Here is a 24,325-nt window from a genome sequence, read left to right as displayed (position 1 = left end):
ACATTCATGAGACGGTACGACGTCGCGCGGGCGGGCTCCGGCCTGCTCCTCGCTCTCACGCTGCTCGCCGGCTGCGCGCGCGGCCCCGATGTGGACGCCTCGGGGCTCGCGCTGCGGCGCGTGGTCATCTACAGGAACGGCGTCGCTTATTTCGAGCGCCGGGGGCTCATCGACGCCGATCAGGTGACCTTCCGGGTCCGCAAGGAGAAGGTCGGCGATTTCCTCGCGACGCTCGCGGTCATCGAGGCCGGCGGCAGCAGCGTCCGGAGCGCGTCGTTCCCGGTCGAGGTCGACGACGGATCCGGCGAGGACGAGGCGCCGGATGAGCTCGGGCCCGAGGTGACGCCGACGCCGCCGCCGAAGGACAAGGGCGCGGCCGCGGGGGAGAAGAAGCGCGACGACGAGCACGAGAAGGTGAAGCTCACCCTCGACGGGCGGGAGCACGATCTCGTGGTCGGCTACGTGGCGGAGACGCCCGTGTGGAGGCCATCGTACCGGCTCGTGATGGGCGCGGGCGGGGCGCAGGGCGCAGCGCCGCGCGCGGACGCGAAGCAGGCGCACCTCCAGGCGTGGGGCATCGTGCAGAACCTCTCGGGCGAGGACTGGAAGGGGGTGAAGCTGTCGCTCGTGGCGGGCGCGCCGCTCGCGTTCCAGGCGACGCTCGATCAGGCGGCGATCCCGCCGCGCCCCGTCGTCAGCGACCAGGGCGAGGTGATCGCGTCCGTGCCGACGAGCGAGACGACGCTGGCCACCGAGGCCGCGCCGCCGCCACCGCCGCCCGTCGCGCCTGCGCCCGCGGCGCCGGGCGACGACGGGGAGGGGTACGCGTTCGCCGACGAGGCCGAGCTCGAAATGGAGAAGGGCGGCGGCAAGCTGCGGTCCGCGAGGCGGAGCGCGGTGGCCACGGTACCCGCCGCGAAGCCGATGCCGAGGCTAGCCGACCGCGAAGAGGCGCGCGCCGGCGGGCAACACGCGGGGCCGCAGTTGAAGCGGTCAGCGCCGGCGGCGGCGCAGGCGCCGCCGCCCATGGCGATGAACCCCTCTCCGCCGCGCAACATGAGCGCCCTCGCCGCGGTCGCGATGGAGGCGGGCACGACCCGCTACGACATCCCGTTCCCGGTCGACATCCCCGACAAGAGCGCGACGATGGTCCTGCTGCTGGCCAGGCCGGTCCCGGGCGAGTCGATCTTCCTGTTCGCGCCCGACGGCGGCGTGCCCGCGTCGAGCTCACACCCGTTCCGGGTGGCGCGCTTCACGAACGACACGAAGGGGCTCCTCGAGCGCGGCCCCATCGCCGTCTTCGAGAACGGCGCGTTCCTCGGCCAGGGCATGGTCGAGCCGCTGCCGCCGGGGGCCACGACGACGGTGCCGTTCGCGCTGGAGCGGGGCCTCGCCGTCGACACGACGCGCGAGGAGAGCGCGGAGGGCGCGCGCATCGCGAAGATCGAGGCCGGCGCGCTCGAGATCGAGCGCGACTGGGTCACGCACACGAAGTACGCCGTCCGCAACGGCGGCGACCTCGCCGCGAGGACGCTCGTGAAGCACCCCCGCTTGCACGGGACGCGCCTGCACGCGCCCCCGAAGGGCACGGAGGACAACGTCGGCACGGGCAGCGCGCTCGTGCCGGTCGACGTGCCGCGCCGGGGGACGGCCGTGCTCGACGTGGACGAGCGGCGGCTCTTCCGGCAGCAGATCGACTGGCTCGACCAGCTCGCCGACGACGCGGTGCAAGGCTACCTGAAGGACCCGCGCGCCGACGCGGCCGTGGCCAAGCAGCTCGGTCAGGCCTGGGACATCCGGGGCAAGCTCCGCCCGGCGATCGACGAGCGCGACAGGATCCTCGCCGAGCAGCAGCGCCTCGAGCAGCAGAGCCACGAGCTCCGCCAGAACCTCAGGGCCATCGAGAAGAACAAGACCGCCGACGAGCTCCGCCGCGACCTCACGGATCGGCTCGCGAAGGCGTCGGCGCGCCTCGACGAGATCACGAAGCGCATCATCGTCCTCGAGATGCAGATCAACGAGCAGCAGATCCGCTTCCGCGATCTCACGAACGAGATCAAGCTCCTCGCCCCGCTGGCCCCCGTGCGCGCGGCTCCCTGAGCGCTGCTCTCCCGCTCCCCGGTCCCCGGTGGAAGGCGGCTCCCGCTCTGTGGGGGCGGCCTCGCCACCGGGATCTCGGCCCGGCTACCTCGCTGGTTTGCTCGAGCTGGCCGGCTGCCGCACGGTGCCCGCGTGGGTCCAGCTCCGCTCCATGCCGGTCGCGAGCCAGGCCACCTCGACGCGCTCGCTCCCGAAGATCGCCGCGACGCGATCGCCCCACTGCGCGGGGGCGGGGAGCTCCACGCTCTTCTGCTCCTTGATGCTGCCGAGCGCCTCCGTGCCGACGAGGAACGTGGCGATCCCCTCGCTCGCGAACGCCGACACCGCGGTGCTCGGGACGAAGGGCGCGACCACCGCGCGCACCGTCGAGAGATCGGTCGCGCGCTCCGCGACCGCCCGCACCTCGTCGAGCGTCGACAGGACGAGCGCCACGCCGCCGGCCGCCTTGCCCTCCGCCGGCGCGGCCTGCCCCTGCTGATCCGCGGCGGCCGCCGCGGGCGCCTCGACCGGCGCAGGGGCGGCGCGCCCGGGTGCCCCGACCGCCGCGTGTCCGTTCACCTTCGGTACGCCGGCGAGCACGTCGAGCGTCAGCGGCCCCTTCCACGGCACCGCCGCGGGCGCCGGCGGCGGCTTCTTCGTGCTCACCTGCTCCCCCTTCTTGTCGCGGAGGATCAGCACGTCGTCGGTCGGCAGCGCCCGCGGCACGGTCACCCGCACCGGCCGCTTGAACGACCGCGGATCGCCGACGGCGCCGGTGGCGACCGCGTAGGCGAGGGTCTCCGCCGAGGCCACGACGAACGACGGCGCCCCGGCGATGCGCGGCTCCGGATCCGCCGTGCGCAGCGACAGGCTGCCGGGCGGCGGCGGGTAGATCTCCGACGTGACGACGCGCCTGTCCGGCTCGACGATGCGCGCGCCCGTCGCGACGAGATCGACGAGCGCGCCCGACTGCGCGAGCACCTCGAGCACCTGCCGCGACGGCGGCGCGACGAGCAGGTCGAGCCGCGACGGCACACGCTTCGACTTGAGCAGCAGCGCGGCCGCGAGCATGTCGCGCAACGTCACGCCGGAGTCGCCGCCGAGGACGACCTGCGCCACGGGCTTGCCGGCGAGATCGCGGACGGGCCGGACCACGCCCTCCTCGTCCATGAGCAGCGGATCGACCGTGCCGAGATCGATCGAGACGACCTCCTCGCACGGCGCGCCCGGATCAGGCACGAGCGCGCGGTGGGCCTTCGACCTGCGCTGATCGCGGAGGAAGACCTCCGTCTTCTCGTCGCTCACGAACAGCGCCGCCGCCGCGCCGACCTGCGGCGCGATGCCGCAGAGCACCGCGCGGTCGCCCACGGAGAGGAGCCGCGCGCTCGGCCCGGCGAACTCGAGGATCACCGGCGCGTGGTGCTCGCCTTCGATGCGGCGCACCACCTCGTCGAGGTTCCTGCGGAGCAGCTCGAGGGCGACGTCCCTGGCGCAGACGAAGGGCCGCACCCTGCCCGAGAGGTGGATCTGCACGCTGCGGGGCGGCCGGAGCCAGATCGAGCCCGTGGCGAGCGCCTGCCCGAGCTGGCTCGGCGAGACGACGAGCGACAGCATGCCGATGCCGCCGACGGTCGTGAGGCGCGGGTCGTCCGTGAGGGCGAGCCGCGCCGGCGCCGCGAAGCGCTCCAGGTGAACGGGCGCAGGGAAGCCGATGCCGGGCCGCGCGATCGGGATGTTGTAGGTCGGGAACTCGGGCGACACCGAGTGCGGGCTGCCCTCGTCGATATCCGCGAGCGAGCTCGCGTCGGCCACGCAGGTGCCGTCGTAGGCGACGGCGACTTCGACCGGCGTCTTCTTCATGCCCGTGGCGATGGCCTCGGCCAGCGCGCGCGACGGCGCCCTGGAGAGGATCACCTGGTCGACCTTGACCTGGACGAGATCACCGCGCAGCTGAGGATCCGCCGCCCGCCCGGCGAGGATCTTCTGGGGCATCGTGCGGGGGGGATCCCCGGCTCGAGCACGCATAGATGTTGGGCCGTCCTTGTTTTTCTTGATGAGATGGCGGGTACGGCGCACGCCGCTCCCGACCACGTTTGACGTCGGCCCCCCGGCGAGACGCGCCGGTGGGATCCGCCTCCGGGCCTTGCCGCGAGGCGAAAGAACGGCCGCACGTTAGCCGCTCGCCTGGACGAGGGTCAAGGCGTGCTTTGGAGCGGGCCCCCAGGGGCGGGAATCGCCCGGCTGGGACCAGGATGCAAGAGGCAAAGCGCCCGCCCGGTCCAACGTTTCGCAGCGCTTCGTCTGTCGCGTCTCGTGGCGTCTCGTCAGCGTCTTGTGGCGTCGGTTGCGTGGTTGCGTCGGTTGCGCTCGTCCCGCTGGTCCGGTGGCAGGCGGCCGGATCGAGCTTTCGTGGCGCTGCGCCCGCGCTCCCTCGCGCCGCTGCCGCGCGGCGCCGTCCGCCACCGCCGCGCGCGGCCGGTCGCCATCGGCCCCGCATCATCTCGCGCGCGGCCGAGCGGGTCGGGCGACGATGAGGAGCGCCGGCTCTCCCGGGCTGCGGCGCGAGATGCCGGCCCAGGTTCGTTTGTTTTCCCGATCGTGCCGCGCTTGGGTAATCTCGGCGCATGTTCCAGGCCGTGCTGAAGGAAGTCGTAGAGAACACCGAGGGCGGCATCGCGACCCTTCTCATGGATTTCGAGGGGATCCCGGTCGACAGCTATTCCAAGCCGGGGGCCGCGTTCGACATCACCACCATCGGCGCGGAGTTCAGCGTCGTGTTGAAGTCGATCCAGCGCGCCGCCGAGATGCTCGACGCGGGCAATGCCGCCGAGATCGCGATCCAGGCGGAGAAGGTCACGACCCTGATCCGCGTCGTGAACAACTCGTACTTCGTGGCCTTCTCGATGACGCCCGACGCGAACATCGGCAAGGCTCGGTACCTCCTGCGCACCAAGGTGCCGGTGCTGCTGAAGGAGCTCGCCTGAGCGGCTTCAGCATCTCGGTCATCTCCGGGCCGAACCTCGATCGACTGGGCAAGCGCGAGCCAGCGATCTACGGCAAGGCCACGCTGGATGACATCCACCGCGCCGTCGAGGAGGCCGCGAAGGGCCACGGCGCCTCGGTGTCGTGCATGCAATCGAACTGCGAGGGGGAGCTCGTGACCGCGATCAGCCACGCTGGCGATCGCGGCTTCCACGGCATCCTCCTCAACGCCGGTGCCTACACGCACACCTCCATCGCGCTCTATGACGCGATCCGCGCGAGCGCGCTTCCTACCGTCGAAGTGCACATCTCCAACCCGGACGGCCGAGAGCCGTTCCGCCGTCGCTCCCGCATCGCGCCTGCGTGCATGGCGCGCGTCGCGGGCTTCGGTGCGAGCTCGTACGTCCTTGGGCTGATCGGCCTGCTCGGGCATCTGGAGAAGCTGCGATCCGACGAAAGAGGTTGAACATGCGCCGTCACTCTGGTTGAAAGGCGGCAAACATCGATGGCCGAACGTCCTTCCATGAACATCAACCTCAAGCAGTTGCGGGCGCTGGTACGCATCTTAGAGAAGCGCAACGTGAGCGACTTCGAGTTCGAGGACGAACACGTTCGCATTCGCCTCACGCGCGGAGGCGTCATCCCGCAGGGCGCGGCGCCGCACCTCGCGCCCGCCGCCTTCCAGATCCACAGCGCGCCGGTCGCCGCGCCGGCGTCGCCGCCCGCGGCGGCACCTGCGCCGGCTGCAGCGCCCGCGCCGGCGGCCCCTGCCGCGCCCGCGGCGGCGAGCGACGAGGGGATCTCCTATGTGACGTCGCCGTTCGTCGGCACGTTCTACCGGTCGCCGTCGCCCGACGCGCCCCCGTTCGTCGATGTGGGCAGCGCGATCCGCGTGGGTCAGGCGCTCTGCATCATCGAGGCGATGAAGCTGATGAACGAGATCGAGGCGGACTCTCCGGGCACGATCGTCGAGATCCTCGTCGACAACGGCAAGCCGGTCGAGTTCGGGCAGCGTCTCTTCAAGGTGCGGCGCAGCTAGCGCTGCCCGGGCGAGGGTGCCGTGTTCCAGAAGATCCTGATCGCCAATCGCGGCGAGATCGCGATGCGTGTCATCCGCGCCTGCCGCCTGCTCGGCATCCGCACGGTGGCCATCCACTCCGAGGCGGACGCCGCTGCGCTGCACGTCCGGTTCGCGGACGAGGCCGTGTGCGTCGGCCCGGCCGAGGCGTCGAAGAGCTACCTCAACATCCCGCAGATCATCGCGGCCGCGGAGGTCACGGGCGCCGACGCGATCCATCCGGGCTACGGGTTCCTCTCGGAGAACGCGAAGTTCGCCGAGCTTTGCAAGAAGTGCCGCCTCACCTTCATCGGGCCGACCGCGGAGGCGATGCGGACCTGGGGCGACAAGGTGTCCGCGCGCGAGGTCGCCAAGCGCTTCGGCATCCCCATGCTCAGCGGCACGGGCGTGCTCAAGAGCGCGGCGGACGCGGCCGAGCAGGCCGAGCGCGTCGGCTATCCGGTGATCCTGAAGGCCTCCGGCGGCGGCGGCGGCAGGGGCATGCGCATCGTCCGCGAGGCCGGCGAGGTGCAGCGCTCGTTCGAGATCGCGACGCAGGAGGCCCTGAGCGGCTTCAAGAACCCGGACGTCTACCTCGAGCGCTACGTCGAGGCGCCGCGCCACATCGAGTTCCAGGTGCTCGCGGATCAGCACGGGGGCGTGTGGACGCTCGGCGAGCGCGAGTGCTCGCTCCAGCGCCGGCACCAGAAGGTGATGGAGGAGTCGCCCAGCCCGGCGATGGACAACGAGAAGCGCTCCCGGATGGGCGACATCATCAGGGGCGCGATCCTCGAGACCGGCTACACCGGCCTGGGCACGCTCGAGTTCCTGATGGATGAGCGGGGCGAGCTCTTCTTCATGGAGATGAACACCCGCGTCCAGGTCGAGCACCCGGTCACCGAGATGGTGACCGGCGTCGACCTGGTCGCGCAGCAGATCCTCGCCGCTGCCGGCGAGCGCCTCTCGCTGCCCGACACGCGGCCCTGGAGCTTCCGTGGCCACGCCATCGAGTGCCGGATCAACGCCGAGGACGCGCGCTCGTTCGTGCCGTGGCCGGGCCTCATCACCGAGTACCACTCGCCCGGCGGCGTCGGGATCCGCGTCGACTCCGGTGTGTACGGCGGTTTCCGCGTGCCGAGCTCCTACGATTCGCTGGTGGCCAAGGTGATCGCGCACGGCGCGAACCGGGCCGAGGCGATCGCCAGGCTCCGGTGCGCGCTCGACGAGTTCATCATCGGCGGCATCCGCACGAACATCCCGCTGCACCAGGCGCTGCTGCGCGATCCAGAGGTCGTCGCGGGCAACATCTCGACGCACACGATCGAGCGCGTCGTCTCGCAGGGGTTCTGACGCTCCGCGCTGCCGGTCGCCACGTCGATGAGCGCGCAGCCGTTGCGCGTTCGTCGAGCTGACAGACGCAATCCGATTGCGATGATTGTTGCCCGAGCGACAGGTCGAAGGTGCGGCCAGGTGCTACCTTACGTCGCTCTCGAGGCCGCGTGGGCAGGCCATCGTCGGGTGAGCGAACCCTCCTTGAAATAGAAAGCATTTGCCGCGGGTATGGAAGCGAACGCTGGAGTGCAGGCTGACTTCTCTTCGTGGGTGCAGGCGACCTCGGATGCCTCCGAGCTCGAGCTCGGGCTCCCTGGTTTCGGCTACGCCGACCTCTTCGACCCGGCGAAGCTCGCCGAGCTGACGGAGCGCTTCGAGGAGTATTTCCACGCGGCGGACGAGGGCGCCTACGCGCGCTTCGACGCGTACCGGACCTCGCTGCGCGCGGCGCAGGCGGAGGCCTCCGGCGCGGAGGGCGACGCGAGTCGGCCCGCGCTCACGCCGGAGCAGGTCTCGGAGGCGCTCCTCGCGGCGGCGCCCCACGTCGGCCGCTTCGTGGCGATGCTCTTCCGGGTCGAGCGGGAAACGCAGGCGCAGATCGACGCGACCCTCGAGCGGAGCGCGCTCTGGGACTTCAAGCGCGAGTTCTCGAAGAAGCGCCTGTTCAAGCCGAACCCCGGGAAGGCGTGGCGGGGCACGCACGTCGAGGCGGCGCACGCGGCGCGGCGGTCGCTCGCGGCCGTGGGCGCGCCTGCGAGCGCGCTCGACGGCGGCTCCGCCGCGGAGGAGCTCGCGATCGCGCGCGCGACGCTCGCCCTGATCGAGGTCGACGAGATCGCCCGCAAGGCCGCCAAGGCCGGCGGCGCGAAGTGGACGGACGAGCTCCGCGAGCGGGCGGCGAAGGTGCGCGCGGCGCTGCGGGAGGACCAGGCGCTCGCCGAGAGCGTGGCGCCGGCGGCGGCGGTCGCCGGCGCGGAGCCGACGGAGGCCGAGGACGGGGCGGTCGTGGCGCTCGCGCTCGACGCCGTCGAGGCGTGGCTCGCGGCGCGCCGCGCGGACGAGCACGATCCGGCGCGGCGGTGGCCGACGCTGAAGGCGCCGCGCACGCTGGACTACCAGGAGCTCGTCCAGCTTCAGAGGAAGGGCGCGAACGGCAGCCCGGGCTCGGCCGAGCTCCTCGTCGGCCCCGAGCACGAGCGGAGGGATCGCGACGGCTTCGCGCTGACCGACCGCCGCGCGCCGCCGCGCGAGGTCGAGAGCCAGGTCGACTACTGCCTCTTCTGCCACGATCGCGACAAGGACTCGTGCTCGAAGGGCCTGCGCGACAACAAGACCGGGGCGATCAAGGCGAACCCGCTCGGCGTCGAGCTGAACGGCTGCCCGCTCGACGAGAAGATCAGCGAGATGCACACCATGCGGGGGCGGGGCGAGTCGATCGCCGGGCTCGCGCTCGTCTGCGTCGACAACCCGATGTGCCCCGGCACCGGTCACCGCATCTGCAACGACTGCATGAAGGCGTGCGTCTTCCAGAAGCAGGAGCCGGTGGACATCCCGCAGATCGAGACCGCGGTGCTCACGGACGTGCTGTCGCTCCCGTGGGGCCTCGAGATCTACGGGCTCCTCACGCGCTGGAACCCGCTCGACGCGCTGCGGCCGCACGCGCTGCCGTACAACGGCAAGAACGTGCTCGTCGTCGGCCTCGGCCCGGCCGGCTACACGCTGTCGCACCACCTCACGCGGCAGGGCTTCGCGTGCGTGGCGATCGACGGGCTGAAGATCGAGCCGCTGCCGGTCGAGCTCACGGGCGACGAGTCGCGCCCGCCGCGCCCGGTCAAGGATTTCAAGCGGCTCTACACGGAGCTCGACGAGCGCGTCCTCCTCGGCTTCGGCGGGGTGAGCGAGTACGGGATCACGGTGCGATGGGACAAGAACTTCCTCACCGTCCTGTACGTCACGCTCGCCCGACAGCGGCTGCTCCGGATCCACGGCGGTGTGCGGTTCGGAGGGACGATCGATCTCGACGACGCCTTCCGGCTCGGGTTCCACCACGTCGCGATCGCGGCGGGCGCGGGGCGCCCGACGATCATCCCGCTCAAGAACAACCTCGCGCGCGGCATCCGCAAGGCGTCGGACTTCCTGATGGCGCTCCAGCTGGCCGGGGCCTACAAGCGCTCGGCGCTCGCGAACCTCCAGGTGCGCCTGCCGGCGGTGGTGATCGGCGGCGGCCTCACGGCGATCGACACCGCGACGGAGCTCGCCGCGTACTACGTCGTGCAGGCCGAGAAGACGGCCGACCGGCTCGACGCGCTGGTCGCGGAGCGCGGAGAGGCGGCCGTCCTCGCGATGTTCGACGAGGAGGAGCGGGAGTTCCTGGCCGAGCAGCGGCGCCACGCGGAGGAGATCCGCGACGAGCGCGCGCGCGCCGCGCGCGAGGGGCGCCCGCCGCGGTTCCAGGGCCTGATCGACGCGTGGGGAGGCGTCTCGCTGGTCTACCGGAAGCGGCTCATCGACTCGCCGGCGTACCGGCTGAACCACGAGGAGGTCGCCAAGTCGCTCGAGGAGGGGATCCGCTACGTCGAGAACCTCGCCCCGGTCGAGGCGGTGCTCGACGAGCGCGGGTGCGTCTCCTCGCTCGTCTTCGATCGGCAGGAGATCGTGGACGGCAAGTGGCGGAGCGCGGGGCAGGCGGTCTCGATCCCCGCCCGCACCGTGTGCGTCGCGGCCGGGACGAGCCCCAACGTCACGTACGAGAAGGAGCGCCCGGGCTCGTTCGTGTTCGACAAGTGGCGGCAGTTCTTCCAGCCGCACCGCGCCTACGTCGACGAGGGCGGCGCGCTCAAGGTGGAGCCGGCCAAGCCGCGGGAGGGCTTCTTCACGAGCTACAACGACGGCGAGCACGCGGTGAGCTTCTACGGCGACAACCACCCCCACTACGCGGGGAGCGTCGTGAAGGCGATGGCGAGCGCCAAGGACGCGTACCCGTCCGTCGTCGCGCTGTTCCGCCACGACATCGCCCGGCTCGGCGAGGAGCCGCAGGCCGCGCGCGACGCGCGGAGGCGCGACCTCTTCGCCCGCCTCGATCACGACCTCGGCGCGGTGGTCGAGCGGGTCCAGCGGCTCACGCCGACGATCGTCGAGGTGGTCGTGCGCGCGCCCGCGGCGGCGCGGAAGTTCGAGCCCGGGCAGTTCTACCGGCTGCAGAACTACGAGGTGCGCTCGCCCGTGATCCGCGGCACGCGGCTCGCGATGGAGGGCCTCGCGCTCACGGGCGCGTGGGTCGACAAGGAGAAGGGGCTGCTGTCGCTCATCGCGCTGGAGATGGGCGCGTCCTCGCGCCTGCTCGCCGCGCTGCGCCCGGGCGAGGAGGTCGTCGTGATGGGGCCGACCGGGACGCCCACGGACATCCCCGAGGGAGAGACGGTGCTGCTCGCCGGCGGCGGGCTCGGCAACGCCGTCCTGTTCTCGATCGCGAAGGCGCTCAAGGCGCGCGGCGCCCGCGTGATCTACTTCGCCGGCTACAGGCGGGGCGAGGATCTCTTCAAGCAGGACGAGATCGAGGTGGCGACCGACCAGGTCATCTGGTGCACGGACGGCGGCGCCGAGGTCACCCCGCGGCGCGCGACCGACCGCCACTTCCGCGGCAACATCGTCCAGGCGATGCGGGCCTACGCCGAGCGCCAGTTCGGCGGCGAGCTGGCGGCCCTCTCGGAGGTCCGGCGCATCATCGCGATCGGCTCGGACAAGATGATGAACGCCGTGCGCGAGGCGCGGCACGGGGTGCTGGCGCCGCACCTGGATCCGAAGCACGTGGGCATCGCGAGCATCAACTCGCCGATGCAGTGCATGATGAAGGAGGTCTGCGCGCAGTGCCTCCAGCGGCACGTGGACCCGGAGACGGGCAAGGAGACGCTGGTCTTCTCGTGCTTTAACCAGGACCAGCTCATCGACCACGTCGACTTCAAGAACCTCGCCGCGAGGCTCCGGGCCAACACGGTGCAGGAGAAGCTGTCGAACGCCTGGCTCGATCACCTGCTGGCCGAGCGCCCCACGCTCCGACACGTGTGACGTCGGCTCCGGGGCCTCGGCGATCCGAGGCCTCGCCGCCGCGGCATGTCGGAAGGCGGCCTCGGCGGCGTCTCGTCGAGGTCTCGTCGAGTCGATGCGCCCGAGGCCGCCCATGGGGTGGGCGCGCGCTGCGGGCGCTTGCGCTCAGCTGCCCGCGGGCAGCTTGATCTTCGGCTCCTTGGGGTGGCGCCTGTACAGCAGGATCGTCCGTCCCAGCGTCTGCGCGACGGCGGCGCGGAGCTTCTCGGAGAGGGAGTCCGCGACGTCGTCGAGCTCGTCCGGGCACTCGGTGCCCAGGCGTATCTTCACGAGCTCGTGCCGCTCCAGGGCGGCGTCGACGGCCGCGACGACGCCGTCGGTCAAGCCGGCCTTGCCGAGCTGCACGACCGGGTCGAGGTGATGCCCCAGCGCGCGGAGGTGGCGGCGCTGCTTTCCTGTCAGATCCAAAGCGTTCGGCCTTTCTTGAGGCGCTCGCGCGACTCGGGCGCTCGATGGTCGATGGGACGTCCCTGTCGCGGTCGCGCGCGCGGTCATACTGGCCTCCGGGCCGAGCGAAAAGGGCGCGCCGCGCGGGCTCGGGCTCTTCGCGCAACGCCCGGATCGCCCAGGCCCGGAGCCGGAAAACCGGAGGATGCAGCGTACGTGGGTAGCACGTGGGTTTGCATGGGTAGATGTGCGACATGGGCCAGCGGGGCGCAAGCGGGCGGAGCTCTCAGCGGGCCCGGGCCGCTCTGGGTTTTGCTTGACGTGGCAGTGCAACAGGCATCCCCTTGATCTAGCGGCCGGGAGCTCGATGGGGGATCGAGCGCTCGGATCGACACCGACATGGGCTCATCGAGCGAGCGAGATTCGGTAGCGGGGCAGGACGCCGAGCTCCCTCGGCTGGACGAGGGAGCGAACCCTATCGAGCTCACGGTCCATGACGAGGTGAGCCCCTGTCCGTACCTGCCCGAAGCCGAAGCGCGGATGCCGCTGCGCGTGCCCATCCGCCCGCTCACCCGTGCGGAGTTCGACCAGAGGCTCGTCGCGGGCAACCGTCGCCATGGCAAGCTGCTCTACCGCACCCAGTGCCCCTCGTGCCGCGCGTGCGAGCCGATCCGGATCGTCGTTCGTGACTTCGTCCCCGGCCGCACGCAGCGCCGGGTGCTCCGCCGTGGAGAGCGCGTGGTGGACGTGGAGATCGGCCCGCCCGTGACCACGCGAGAGAAGATCGTCCTGTACAACCGGCACAAGCACGGCCGGGGGTTGATGCGCGACGATGGCCCGCTCGGCGCCGCGGGGTACGAGGCGTTCCTCGTGGACAGCTGCTGCGAGACGTTCGAGATGCGCTATCGCGTCGGCGGCCGTCTCGTCGGGGTAGCCGTCGTGGATCGGGGGCAGGATTCCCTGTCCGCGGTCTACTCGTTCTATGAGCCCGAGCTGGAGCCGCTGAGCCCCGGTGTCTTCTCGATCCTGAAGCAGCTCGAGCTGTGCCGCTCCTGGGGCCTCCGGTACCTGTACCTCGGCCTGTACGTCGAGCGCTGCTCGCGGCTTGTCTACAAGGCGCAGTACCTGCCGCACGAGCGGCTCATCGATGGCCGCTGGCGGCGCTTCGAGCGGCAGCCGCGCGCGGCGCCATGACAGGAGCACGTCGCTGAATTTTGCGAGCGCGCCGCCCGGCGACTCGTGGCAAGGACGTACCCATGTGGAAACGCGCTCTCGCTTTCACCTCGTGCGCTGTGCTCTGGGCTCTGCTCGTCGTCGCGTGCGGCGACACGCGGCCGATCTTCGACGCCGTCGGGGGCGCCGGGGGCGCCGGCTCGTCGGCGAGCGGGGAGGGCGGAGCAGGCGCCGGCTCGTCCGGCGGCGGCGGTGAGGCCGGCGGTGGTGATGCCGGCGGTGATGGCACGGCGGGCGGCGGTGGCACGGCGGGCGGCGGCACGGCCGGCGGTGATGGCACGGCGGGCGGCGGCGGGGCAGGGTAGGTAGGGCGGCGCCGCGTCGGTCGCGGGCCGGTTGTGTTCCGGCATCGCCGGGCCTAAGCCGCTCGCGTGCATCCGCTCGCAGACAAGGTCCTCGCCCGCGAGACGCGCGCGACGGCGCGGGCCTGCCGGCTCGTCGACGACCGCGTCGGCGACTATGCCGCGATCCTGAAGGATCTCTTCCCCCATACCGGCCGCGCCTGGATCCTCGGCGTGACGGGGAACCCGGGGGCAGGCAAGAGCACGCTCACGGATCGGCTGATCCGCGTGTTCCGGGGGCAGGGCCGCCGTGTCGCCGTGGTGGCGGTCGATCCCACGAGCCCGTTCACCGGCGGCGCGATCCTCGGCGATCGCATCCGCATGCAGGCCCACTTCAGCGATCCCGACGTGTTCATCCGGTCGCTGGCGACCCGGGGCGCGCTCGGCGGGCTGTCGCGCTCGGTGGTGGACGTCGTGCGGGTGCTCGACGCCTGGGGCGCGGACGTCGTGCTGGTCGAGACCGTCGGCGTCGGGCAGGACGAGCTCGAGATCACCCGGATGGCGCACACCACCCTGGTCGTCGCCGCGCCGGGGATGGGCGACGAGGTGCAGGCGATCAAGGCGGGCATCCTGGAGTGCGCCGACGTCTTCGCCGTGAACAAGGCCGACCGGGACGGGGCCGACGCGGCGGTGCGCGATCTGGAGCTCATGATCGCGCTCGGCGGAGAGGTGGCGGCGGCCTCCGGGCGGGCGCGCGGGCACAGCGCCGCGGCGCTCCACGCCCGCGCGCAGGGGGCGCCACCTCCCGGAGGAGAGCCAGTCGAAGGGCCGTGGGAGCCCGTGATCGCGCGGACCGTGGCCACACGTAACGAGGGCGTGGCGACGCTCGTGGACAAGCTGGAGGGGCACCGAGCGTGGCTGTTCGGGACCGAGGCCGGCGCTGCGCGCCGTGAGGAGCGCCTGCGCGAAGCGATGCACGTGCAGCTCCGCGACGCGCTCACCGACGCCGCCGTCGCCGCGCTCGGCCCTGCGCTCGAGGCCGCGGTGCACGCCGTCGCGCAGCGCAAGGTCGACCCCTACACGGCGTCGGAGCAGCTCGTCGCGGCCTTCCGCAGCGCTGGCGCCGTCGCGCCCGGCGCCGCCGTCGCGCCCGGCGGCGGGACCTGAGCCGGCTGCCACGAGGGCGGGCGGCCGGCGCCGGTCGGGCGCCCGGTGCTACTAGTCGATGCAGCGATTCAGAGCGTCGTTCTCGTACTTACAGGACGTACTCCATTTATCGTCGCGGTTGCAGACCCCGGTGTCGTCCTCGCACTCCAGGAGAGCGTCGTACTCGTCGACACAGTCGCGGCGGTCGGCGTCTACGTACCTGTGATCGTAGCGATCGAGGCAGTCGCCGTACTCGCGGTCGCTGCACCCCTCGCAGTCGCACTTGTAGTCGCAGAGATCGTCCTCCAGAGGGCTGCACGCGGCGGTGACGAGGCAAGCGAGGGCGAGGATCATGTGCGAAGCCTTCATTGGCCCAAGTTTATCCCGCGTCCTCGGCTCCAGCGCGATAAACAGCTCGCTGGGCGCCGAGCGGCGATGCGCCGCGTTCGCCTGCTTTCACCTTCCGTCGGTGCGCTCGACACCCAGCTTGTGCGCCGAGGCGCCGAGCGCGGCTGACGTTCACGGCGCGGCGCCGCGGCGCCGCGGCGGCTTGCGCCCCACGTTCTCTGCGTGGAATGCGCTCGGGCACGCGTCGCTGATCCCGCAGCCTCCGCACGCTGGCTTCTTCGCGAAGCAGATCCGGCGGCCGTGAAAGATCAGCGTGTGGGACAGCATGTCCCAGTCGCGCCGCGGGAAGAGCGCCACGAGGTCGCGCTCGATCTGCTCTGGCTTGTCGCTGGTCGTCCACCCGAGCCGCTGCGACAGGCGCTGCACGTGTGTGTCGACCACGACGCCCTCCGGCGCTCCGAAGGCGACGCCGAGCACCACGTTCGCCGTCTTGCGCCCGACGCCAGGCAGCTTCACGAGCTCGGCGAGCGTCCTCGGCACCTCGCCGCCGTGCCGCTCGATGAGGCCTCGCGCGAGCCCCACGATGTTCCTCGCCTTCTGGTTGAACATGCCCATCCCGAGCCGCCGGAGGAGCGCGCCCACCTCGGCGGCGTCGGCGCTGGCGAGCGCGCGGGCGTCGGGATACGCGCCGAACAGGTGGGGTGTCACCTTGTTGACCAGCACGTCCGTCGTCTGGGCGCTGAGCACCGTCGCGACGAGCAGCTCGAACGAGGACCGATGATCCAGCTCGCAGTGGGCGTCCGGGTGCAGCGCGCGCAGCCGCGCGAACGTGGCCTGCGGCGCGCTCGGCGCTGCGCGTGCCGGCGTCGGCCGAGCCGCGTCGGCGACCGCTGCCTCCTTGGGCCTCGGCGCGCGCGTCTTCGCCGCCCTGGGGGCACCCCCGGGAGCCGCCTTGCTCGGCCGCTTCACCGGTGCGGCGACGCCCTCGTCTCGATGTGGACCTGCGGGATGGACAGCGACCGACGCGGGCGGTCGGCGCGCGCCCCGCCCAGTCAGGGCGAGGTCTCGCGCGCGACCGCCCTCTGCCGTCTCAGCTGACGAAGGCGCGCTTCCGCGTCTCATGCTCATCGAGGAGCTTCTCGACGCTCGCGAGCGCGTTTTCCACCGACTCCTGCACCATCTGCAGCACCGTCGTCGCCGAGCCCTTCAGCGCCTCGTAGTAGCGCTGCCGCTCGGTCGAGTGGATGATCGACGGCGGCAGGCCCGTGCGGAGCAGCAGCATGTTCATGAACAGCCTCGCGACCTTGCCGCTGTCGTTCGGGAACGGATAGACCCGCAGCAGATCGTAGTGCGCGCGCGCGGCGATCCGGATGCCGTTCCGCGTCTTCCGCGTCTCGGGGTCGTTCAGCCAGTCGATGATCTGACGCACCTTGTAGGCGATCTTGTCCGGCGGAGCGTACTCGTGGAAGTAGAGCCGATGCTGGGGGATGTCCTTGCGGTATTTGACCGTCTTGAGATCCCCCTCCTCCGGATGGAGGATCAGGTACAGCTTCTTCATGCAGTCGAGCGTGAGCGGGGCCCGCTTGTTCTCGCCCTGCTCGCGCACGTACGCGATGGCCTCTTTGTGACGCCGGATGTCATCGTACGTCGGCTGAAGGCTCGAGTCCGTGACGAGCGGCGCCGGGCCGGCGAGGGCCGCGCGCAGCTCGTCGAACGTGTAGACCACCCCTTCGAGCGCGCTGTCGTGGTAAATCCACGACATATCGAGGCTGTCGATGTAGCGCCGCCGGAAGTCCTCCGACTGCGCGCTCAACCGCTGCTCGATGATCGCGCTGCGCTCCTCGATGGTGGCTCGCCGAGGCGGCGGCAGCATCGGCAGCGGCAGGGTGACCACCCGCGGCGCCTCCCGGAGCGGGACGCGACCCGGACGGCGCTCGATCGACGCCCCCGCGCTCTTCCCCTTCGCCCCGCCAGGCCGCGCGCTCTTCTTGTCGGCGACCGGCTTGTCGCTCGTGCGTGACGGCCTGTCGCTGGCCCGACGCGGTCGCTCGACCTCGCTCGGCGCGGCCTGCTCCGCGACGTCCTTGAGCTTCAGCTTCTCCTTGAGCTTCGGCTGATCGTCGAGCCTCAGCTTCAGCTTCTTGCGGAGCTTCGTCGGCTCCGCCGCCGGCGCCGCGAGCACCCGCTCGGAGCGCGCCGCGACCTTTCTCCTGACGAGCCTCGGCTTCGTGACCTTGACCCGCACGAGCCTCGGCTTGGCGGCCTTGACCCGCACGAGCCTCGGCTTCGTGGCCTTGACCCGCGCGGCCTTCGTCTTCGCGGCCTTCGCTTTCCGCGCCCGCCCGGCGACCGCCCTGGTCTTCGCGGCCCTGGCCTTCGCGGCCCTCGGCTTTGCGACCCTGGCGCGGGTCACCCTGGCCTTCGTGGCCTTGGCCCTCGCCGTCTTCGCCCGCGTCGCCCTGGCCTTCGCCGCCCTCGCCTTGACCTTCGTCGCCCTGGCCTTCGCCCTGGCCTTGGTCGTCCTGAGCTTGGCGGCGGTGCGCGTCGACCTGGCCTTCGTCCTGGCCGCGGCCTTCTTCGCCTTCGACGCGCTCGTTCGCTTCGCGGCCGCGCGGGTGGCCTTCTTCGCCCTCCCGACCGCCGCTTTCTTCCTCGCGCCCGTACGGGTTGCCCGCGCCGGTGTGCGCGCCGCCTTGCGCCGCGCCGGGGCCGCCGACTTGCGGGTGGTCGCCCGTTTTGTCGTGGTTTTCCGCCGCTTTGCGGCCTTCACGGCAGCGGTGCGTCGCGCAGCAGGACGAGAGGATGCGGCCTTCCGCTTCGGCTTGCGCGCGGCCGAACGGGCGGCAGGCTTCGCCTTCCGCGTCCGCGCTGTCGAGGTTGCTCGCCTCGAGCTTGCCGCGCTGGCCTTGGTCGCTCTCTTCCGGTCTTTTTTCGAAGTTTTTCGGGTCTTCTTTGCCGCCATGGGCGTGCTTTCACACAATCGCTCAGGCTGCCCGCTGCCACGCTGCGGCGAGCTAACATACGATCGAAAAGGGCCTAATGCCGGCCAGCAGCCTAGCAATTTGAGGATTTATCCGTCAACCAGTCCGGTGCGGAAGTGGGCAGGAAGCGACATCCCGCAGCTGGATCGCCGATGATCCAGTTGACCCGGCCTGCCAGATTTCACCGGCGGCGGTCCCGGCAGGCGTGGCTCGAGGCCCGGGCGCGAGCGCTCCGCGGCCGAGGGACGGCCCTCAGCTGTCGATGTTGATGCCGAGCCGCTGCCGGATGGCGAAGTACTCCTCGCTGGCCGCGTAGAGCGTGAGCTCCTTGAGCCTCTCCTTGTGGGGCAGGGCGGCGCTCGCCTCGTCGGTCGCCTTGATCATCTCCTGCGCCAGCTCGAGGTCGTTGGCGAGGAGGAACCCCGCGCGGTCGGCCGTCAGGTCGACGCCGGACACCCAGCGCTTCAGGTCGATGGCGCCGGCCTGGAGCAGCTTCGTCACGGCGCTGGCGAGCTGATCGCGCGCCGGCCCGACGAGGATGGGCTCCAGGACGGCCAGGTCGTCCATCACCGGCCCCTCCAGCTCCTTCGTGATCGGGAACGTGGGCGAGATCAGCTTGATCGCCGCGAACAGCCAGGCGCGCAGGCCGGTGCCCGTCGGCACCAGGTGCCGGAGGTACATGCCCGGCCGGTAGTAGGTGAGGTGGCGGGCGGCGATGAACGCGGCGGCCTGCGTGGGCAGGTCCATCTGGAGCGCCGCGGCGCCGAGCACGATCGCCGGGACGTGCGCGTGGAGGAACGAGACGCCGCCGCCGTCGTTCGGATCCTGGAACGTGAGCGGCGGCGAGAGCCCGAGGACGCCCGCCGCGTAGTAGAGCGTCTGCGACATCGGGTAGGGGTGGCGCGAGAGATCGAGCTGGTAGGCGAGCTGGTAACCGAGCTCCTCCAGCGGCTGCCCGTTCTTCCTGAGCACGGCCGGCTCGATGACGCCGAAGACCGCGGTCAGGAGCGGATCCGCGTCGGGGTGGACGAGCGCGGTCGCCCACGCGTCGTCGTCGAGCGGCTGCTGCGCCGCCGCGGCCGTGTCGGGGCGCAGGCGCCGGAAGAAGCGCTCCTCGTCCGGCTCGGCGGCGCTCAGGCAGCAGAGCACCTGGCACAGACAGAAGGCCGCGTCGGCGCGCTTCGCCTCGGTGTACATCTTCCGGAGCAGCCGGTACGCGTCCGGCTTGTACGGGTTGCGCCGCAGGATCGGGGCCTGCGCGGCCACCGCCTTGTCCAGGTACTCCGCCGGGTTGCTGGCGTAGAGGTTCACGAGGAGCTCGTTCCGCTCCTCGCTGTCGGGATCGAGCGTCTGCGCTGCCTCGTAGGCGTCGATCGCCTCGCTCGTCCAGCCGAGCTTGTCCTTGTAGAGGGCGCCCAGCCGGTCGAACGTCTCGAGCATCTTCGCCGTGTCGTTCTCCTCGGTCGCCCTGTCGAGCTCGACCTTGAGCAGGCGCTCCACCTCCTCGTGGTCGCCCTTCTCGCCGCGGAGCTCGATCGCCTCCGCGAGCGCCCGGGTGAGCGACGGGTCGAGCGCCAGCACCTCGTCGTAGAACGTGGCGGCCCGGTCGAGATCGCCGAGCTGCCGCGCGCTCACGATCGCCGCCGTGTGCAGGTACTTCGCCTTCTGCCGGCTGTCGTCGATCTTGGCGGCGAGCTTGAGGACGATGTCGACGAGCTTCGACCAGTCCTTCTCCTCGCTGTAGAGCTGCATCAGCTTGGTGAGGATCTTCCGGTCGTCCGGGCGCTCGTCCAGCGCGGCCACGTAGCTCTTCGCGGCGCGCGCCCGGTCGTGGAGGTGCGCCGCGAGCAGGTCGCCGATTTCGAGCAGGAGCGCGCTCCGCTCCTCGCCGGTCACCACGTCGAGCCGCCGGTGCTTGAGGCGCACGACCTCCTCCCAGTCCCCCTTGGCCTCGAACACCCTGGAGAGGAGGGCGAGCGGGGCAGGGGACTCCGGGAGGAGATCGGCGGCGCCGTTCAGCGCGGCGACCGCGCCGTCCGGATCGCCGGCCGCGAGCCGCGCCTCGCCGAGCCCGAGGAGCGCCTCCGCCCGGTCGCGCTCCGGCAGGCCGGCGCCGAAGCGGTCCACGAGGCGGCCGTAGAGCTCCGCGGCCTCCCTGGCCCTGCCCGCGTCGAGGTTGACCCTGGCGGCCCGCGAGAGCGCGGCCGGGTCGTCCGGCGCGAGCGCGAGCAGCGCCTTCACCGTGCCGATCGCCTTGCCGCTCGAGCCGCTCTTGCCGAGCGCGTCGACGTAGCGGAGGAGCAGCTTGAGCCCCTGCTCCTTCGGCAGGACGTCGACCCGGCTCGCCAGGAGCTCGTAGTGCCGCGCCGCCTCGAGGAAGCGGCCCGCCTCGAACGCGAGATCGCCCGAGATCATGAGCCCGGGCACGCCCGTAGGATCGAGGTCGACCGCCCTCGTCGCGGCCTCCGCCGCGCGCCCGTCGTCCTTGAGGCGCTCCCGGAGCAGCAGCGCCATCTCGCCGTACAGGCGGCCCTTGGCGAGGTTGCCCTCCGCGGCCTCGGCCTCGCGCGCGATGAGCTCGACGGCGCTCGTCGCGTCGCCCCTGGCGAGGTAGGCCGCGCGCAGCGCCGAGGACGCGCCCGCGTTCTGCGGCTGCGCGTCGAGGGCCATCTTGTAGCGCTCGATCGCCCCGTCCCGATCGCCCTTCTCCTCGAGCATCTTCGCCGCGCGGATCCAGAGATCGGCCCGGCTCTCCGCGGTCTTCGCCGTCGCCGCGAGCGACTCGATCGCGCTCAGCGCCGCCGCGGCGTCGCCCGTCGCGGCCCGCACGTGCGCGAGCGACTCGAGGGCCCCGGCGTGGTGGGGATCGATCGCGAGCACCCGCTCGTAGGCCTTGCGGGCGCGCTCGGGCGAGCCGACCTGCTCGAGCAGCACGCGCCCCATCGCGAGCAGCAGCTCCTCCCGGCGCTTGTCGTCGGACACGATGACGAGCTGCCGCTCGTAGAGCGACACCACGTCCTCCCAGCGCTCGAGGGCGCGGTAGTGCCGCCCGAGCGCGGCGAGCGAGCCCTCGTGCGCGCTGTCGATCCCGAGGATCGCCTCGAGGGCCTCGGCCGCCTTCGCGTGGTCGAGGAACTCCTCGTCGTGGATGCCGGCGATCCGCTCGTAGAGGTTGATCTTCTGGCGCGGCGTCGCGCTGACGTCGATCTGGCGCGCCAGGTTCTGGAGGAGCGCCGCGTAGCTGCCGGCGCGGCTGTGGATGCGATCGAGCCCGCGCAGGGCCGTCAGGCTGGCCGGATCGAGCTCGAGCGCCGCCTCGTAGCGGCGCGTCGCCTCGCCCAGGTCCCCGAGCCGGTCCTCGTAGAGCTCGGCGAGCTTGCAGATCGTGTCGACGCGCTCCTCGCCCCGCTGCGCCTCCGCGCGCCGCTCGAGGATCTTGGCGTAGCCCGCGTGATCCTCGGCGCGCCGGTAGATCCTGAGCAGCGCCTCGCACGTCCTCGTGTGCCCCGGATCCTCGGCGAAGATCTGCTCGTACAGGTCGCGCGCGCGGCCTGCGTCGCTCAGCTTCGTCTCGAGGAGATCGGCCGCCGCGGCGCGGAGATCGCGCGCCTCCCCCGGGGTCGCGGCGCGGTCGGCCCGCGAGAGCAGCACCTGGACGAGCTCCTGCCACTGCTGGGCGCGGCGGTAGACCTGCGAGAGCCCCTCCAGCGCCTCCTCGTTCGCGGGGTCGAGCCCGAGCACGAACTGGAAGCACGGGATCCCGAGGTCCGCCCGCGCGACCTTCTCCGCATACCAGGGCCCGAGCCGGTTGAAGAGCGCGAGCTTCGCCTCGGCCGGCATCGCCTCGTCGGTGCTCGCCTGGCTCAGGATCTGGAGCGCCTCGGACCAGATCTTCATGTCGTTGCCGGCCGCGCGCTCCAGGTCGACGGCGTAGGCGTCCTGCTCCGGATCCTGCGCGAGCGCCTGGGCGAAGGCGAACACCCCCTGGTCCTTGTCGTCGAGCTCCCGCACGTAGAGGTGCCCGATCTCGTTGAGCGCCCGGGCGCGCTCGCCGGCGGTCTCGGCGCGCTCGCTCCGCTGGAGGAGCATCTCCACGAGCTCCTCGTGCTTGCCCAGCGCCTTGCGGAGCTCCTCGAGCGCGCTGAAGGCGATGTCGTCGCCCGGCGCGAGCTCGAGGAGGCGCAGGTAGACCGCCTCCGCCTTGTCGTGCAGCCGCCCCTTCTCGTAGATCCTGGCCGCCCGGAAGTGCAGGAGCTTCTTCGCGGCGACGCCCTGGTCATCGCCCTGGCCGGGCGCCGAGCCCGCGTCGATCTGCTCCGAGGCCATCACGAGCGCCTCGGCCACGCGCCCCGGGTCCGCTCCCCGATCGACGGCCGCCTCGACGGCGAGCGCGAGCTCCGTGTCCATCGGGCTCGCGACGAGCCGATCGATGAGGTCGTTCAGCTGCGCGCCCTCGATCGCCGCCTCCTTCTGCTGCGGCTTGCCGAGCGGCTCGATCGCGTCGAGCACCGCGCGCGTCCCCCTCGGCCGGGCGTCCTGCGCCTTCGCGAGCAGGCGGCCCGAGAGCTCGTCGACGTCCTTGCCCACCCAGCCGCGCGGCGCGACAGCGCTCGGCGGCGGGGGCGGCTCGATGAGGTGCGCGACGGCGATGTCGACAGCGGCGGCGCCCGAGAACACGGGCTTGCCCGTGAGGAGCTCGAAGAGCAGCGCGCCGAAGGCGTAGAGATCGCTCGCGGGGCCGACGCTCTCGCCGCGCAGCTGCTCGGGGCTGGCCGCCTCGACGAGCTCCGGGCTGGACCACCCGGCGCCGAGCCGGTCGCCGCCGACGTCGACGAGGACAGGGAGCGGCTCCCCGTCCTCGCCGCGGGCCACGACGACGTTCTCGAGCTTGAGCGCGCCGTGGACGAGGCGCTGCTCGTGGAGCGCGGCGAGGCCGCCGAGGATCCCTCGGAGCAGCGGCTTCGCCTCGTTGATGTGGAGCGGCCCCGAGCGCGCGAGGCGCGCCGAGAGCGGCAGCCCGTCGACGTGCGCGTACGCCACGAACGCCCGGCCGCCCACGATCCCCGCGTCGACGCCGCTCGCGAGGTTCTCGTGGTGCACCTGCGCGGCCAGGCGGACGTGGGTGAGGTACCTGCGCACCGCCCGGCTGTCGCGGGTCGCCTCGCGCCGGAGCACCTTGAGCGTCCGCGGCTCGGTCCCCCGGGTCGCCGCGTAGACGAGGCCCCGGGGGCCCTCGCCGATTTTTCTCGTGACGATGTAGTCGCCGAACGCCTCGCCTGGCCCGATCTCTTCCGGCAGGCCGAGCCCATGCGCGCCGAGGGCGCGGACGCGCGCGTCGACCTCTGCGCGTGAGGCGATGACGGCATCGATCAACGCATCGATGGCGTCGAGCTCCACGCAATGATCCGTGAGGGCGCGCGCGAAGGAGGCCTTGGAGGCGCTGCCCCCGATCTCGGCCGGGTTGAAGCCGAGGAGGTCGGACGACAGGGCCATCATTTCATCGAGCGAAAAGAGGCGCTCGAGCTCGCCTCGAACGATATCAATGGACATGGGACTCCTCGGGCCGAGCCATCGTGCCGGCGTTGCGCGCGCAGCGGACCTACCGGACGGCGGGGGACGTGGGGCATGCTAGCGAAGCTTGGGGCTCCATGCGACATCCGACGATCGCCTGTTTTGCAGGGCGCTTCCGCGGCGCGCGGCGCGACGGCGGCGCTCGACGTGGGCGCAATCGACGTGGATCGACGTGGCGCGCGGGGTCGTGCTCACCGCGCCTGCCCGCCGAGAGCCCGGGTAAAAGGTAACGCGGAGTTGCAGGAACCCTGGAGGAAAGTTGACAGGAGCGCGGACGACGTGCGAGCGGATGTCTGTGCGTCGAATAGCGCAGTTCCTGGAGCGGACCCTCCCCATCGCGGTGCTCATCGTCGCCGTCGTGGGCGCACCGATCATGATCTTCTCGCCGCAGGGGCTGCCCCGCCTGCGAGAGCTCGAGAGAGAGCTCGCCGACGTCGAGGAGGAGAATGCCGACCTCGGGCGGCAAATCGAGGCCCTCCGCGGCAAGGTGGCGCGCCTGCGCGACGACCCGACCGCCGTGGAGAGGATCGCGCGCGACAACCTGGGTCTCGTGCGGCAGAGCGAGGTGGTCTTTCAGTTCTCCCGCTGAGGATTCGAGGTCTCTCGGCCCTTCCCAGGCCTGTTGTTGTATCGGCCACAGGGCTCCGCCGCGGAAGCGCTCGACGTGAGGGCGTGAGCCAGCGCTCCGCGCCGGGACGTGAGCCGGCGCTCGGCGTGAGCGCATGAGCTCGCCTGGCCCGCTCGCTCGCCCAGCGCGCGCCACCCCGCCGCCTGCGCTGGCGAGGGAACGCGCCCGCTGCCCCCCAGCCGCCCGTCCAGGAGGC

General features: G+C 71.8%; 17 protein-coding genes. 11 read left to right on the top strand and 6 right to left on the bottom strand.

Annotated elements, in window-relative coordinates:
* The first annotated feature begins 6 nt into the window (after window positions 1-6).
* Window positions 7-2,100 (top strand): hypothetical protein, encoded by a 2,094-nt coding sequence (locus WMF29_RS21430; protein WP_437330609.1) that lies wholly within the window; start codon window positions 7-9, stop codon window positions 2,098-2,100.
* A gap of 84 nt (window positions 2,101-2,184) precedes the next feature.
* On the opposite strand, the gene WMF29_RS21425 is transcribed toward WMF29_RS21430, so the two are convergent.
* Window positions 2,185-4,071, bottom strand: a complete 1,887-nt coding sequence (locus WMF29_RS21425; RefSeq protein ID WP_437330608.1) for an aconitase family protein — start codon at window positions 4,069-4,071, stop codon at window positions 2,185-2,187.
* Window positions 4,072-4,703: 632 nt separating this feature from the next.
* Here WMF29_RS21425 and WMF29_RS21420 point away from each other — a divergent pair.
* From WMF29_RS21420 to WMF29_RS21400, 5 genes are all read left to right on the top strand, one after another.
* Window positions 4,704-5,063 carry a roadblock/LC7 domain-containing protein gene (locus tag WMF29_RS21420; protein WP_012236555.1) on the top strand — a complete coding sequence of 120 codons (360 nt, stop codon included), beginning with the start codon at window positions 4,704-4,706 and terminating at the stop codon, window positions 5,061-5,063.
* Entirely contained in the window at window positions 5,060-5,527 is a 468-nt protein-coding gene (locus tag WMF29_RS21415; protein ID WP_272100043.1) for a type II 3-dehydroquinate dehydratase, read from the top strand. Before WMF29_RS21420 ends, WMF29_RS21415 begins: the two co-directional genes overlap by 4 nt.
* 39 nt (window positions 5,528-5,566) lie before the next feature.
* Window positions 5,567-6,100, top strand: coding sequence for an acetyl-CoA carboxylase biotin carboxyl carrier protein (gene accB / locus WMF29_RS21410; protein WP_437330607.1), 534 nt, complete (start codon window positions 5,567-5,569; stop codon window positions 6,098-6,100).
* Window positions 6,101-6,121: 21 nt separating this feature from the next.
* Window positions 6,122-7,468 (top strand): acetyl-CoA carboxylase biotin carboxylase subunit, encoded by a 1,347-nt coding sequence (gene accC / locus WMF29_RS21405; protein WP_272099797.1) that lies wholly within the window; start codon window positions 6,122-6,124, stop codon window positions 7,466-7,468.
* 210 nt (window positions 7,469-7,678) lie between these two features.
* Window positions 7,679-11,515, top strand: coding sequence for an FAD-dependent oxidoreductase (locus WMF29_RS21400; RefSeq protein ID WP_437330606.1), 3,837 nt, complete (start codon window positions 7,679-7,681; stop codon window positions 11,513-11,515).
* 144 nt (window positions 11,516-11,659) lie between these two features.
* On the opposite strand, the gene yhbY is transcribed toward WMF29_RS21400, so the two are convergent.
* Complete coding sequence (gene yhbY, locus WMF29_RS21395) at window positions 11,660-11,962, bottom strand: ribosome assembly RNA-binding protein YhbY (protein WP_272099793.1); 303 nt, start codon at window positions 11,960-11,962, stop codon at window positions 11,660-11,662.
* Between the two features lie 378 nt (window positions 11,963-12,340).
* On the opposite strand from yhbY, the gene WMF29_RS21390 reads away from it, so the two are divergent.
* The 3 genes from WMF29_RS21390 (at window position 12,341) to meaB (ending at window position 14,622) form a co-directional block, all read left to right on the top strand.
* A complete protein-coding gene (locus WMF29_RS21390) occupies window positions 12,341-13,135 on the top strand; it encodes an arginyltransferase (RefSeq protein WP_437330605.1) in 795 nt (264 codons plus the stop codon).
* A gap of 62 nt (window positions 13,136-13,197) precedes the next feature.
* Window positions 13,198-13,479: a hypothetical protein gene (locus tag WMF29_RS21385; RefSeq protein ID WP_437330604.1), complete on the top strand. Its 282-nt coding sequence runs from the start codon at window positions 13,198-13,200 to the stop codon at window positions 13,477-13,479.
* Window positions 13,480-13,545: 66 nt separating this feature from the next.
* The gene (gene meaB / locus WMF29_RS21380) at window positions 13,546-14,622 is read left to right on the top strand and encodes a methylmalonyl Co-A mutase-associated GTPase MeaB (RefSeq protein ID WP_437330603.1); all 1,077 of its coding nucleotides are present in this window, start codon (window positions 13,546-13,548) and stop codon (window positions 14,620-14,622) included.
* Window positions 14,623-14,673: 51 nt separating this feature from the next.
* On the opposite strand, the gene WMF29_RS21375 is transcribed toward meaB, so the two are convergent.
* From WMF29_RS21375 to WMF29_RS21365, 3 genes are all read right to left on the bottom strand, one after another.
* Window positions 14,674-14,970 carry a hypothetical protein gene (locus WMF29_RS21375; protein ID WP_437330602.1) on the bottom strand — a complete coding sequence of 99 codons (297 nt, stop codon included), beginning with the start codon at window positions 14,968-14,970 and terminating at the stop codon, window positions 14,674-14,676.
* A 150-nt stretch (window positions 14,971-15,120) separates the two neighbouring features.
* Entirely contained in the window at window positions 15,121-15,918 is a 798-nt protein-coding gene (gene nth / locus WMF29_RS21370; RefSeq protein ID WP_437330601.1) for an endonuclease III, read from the bottom strand.
* 121 nt (window positions 15,919-16,039) lie between these two features.
* Window positions 16,040-17,224, bottom strand: coding sequence for a Fic family protein (locus WMF29_RS21365; protein ID WP_437330600.1), 1,185 nt, complete (start codon window positions 17,222-17,224; stop codon window positions 16,040-16,042).
* On the opposite strand from WMF29_RS21365, the gene WMF29_RS21360 reads away from it, so the two are divergent.
* Window positions 17,205-18,086 carry a hypothetical protein gene (locus WMF29_RS21360; RefSeq protein WP_437330599.1) on the top strand — a complete coding sequence of 294 codons (882 nt, stop codon included), beginning with the start codon at window positions 17,205-17,207 and terminating at the stop codon, window positions 18,084-18,086. The genes WMF29_RS21365 and WMF29_RS21360 overlap by 20 nt on opposite strands.
* 96 nt (window positions 18,087-18,182) lie before the next feature.
* Here the strand turns inward: WMF29_RS21360 and WMF29_RS21355 are convergent, their stop codons facing one another.
* Window positions 18,183-23,480 (bottom strand): protein kinase domain-containing protein, encoded by a 5,298-nt coding sequence (locus WMF29_RS21355; RefSeq protein WP_437330598.1) that lies wholly within the window; start codon window positions 23,478-23,480, stop codon window positions 18,183-18,185.
* A gap of 310 nt (window positions 23,481-23,790) precedes the next feature.
* Here WMF29_RS21355 and WMF29_RS21350 point away from each other — a divergent pair, with 310 nt between their 5' ends.
* Entirely contained in the window at window positions 23,791-24,090 is a 300-nt protein-coding gene (locus WMF29_RS21350) for an FtsB family cell division protein (RefSeq protein ID WP_437330597.1), read from the top strand.
* Window positions 24,091-24,325 lie beyond the last annotated feature (235 nt).

It is taken from the genome of Sorangium sp. So ce381 (genome assembly GCF_051473845.1).
Taxonomy (GTDB): domain Bacteria; phylum Myxococcota_A; class Polyangia; order Polyangiales; family Polyangiaceae; genus Sorangium; species Sorangium atrum.
Note: the sequence above shows the minus strand (reverse complement) of the source record. Positions and strands in the feature narration are given on the sequence as shown.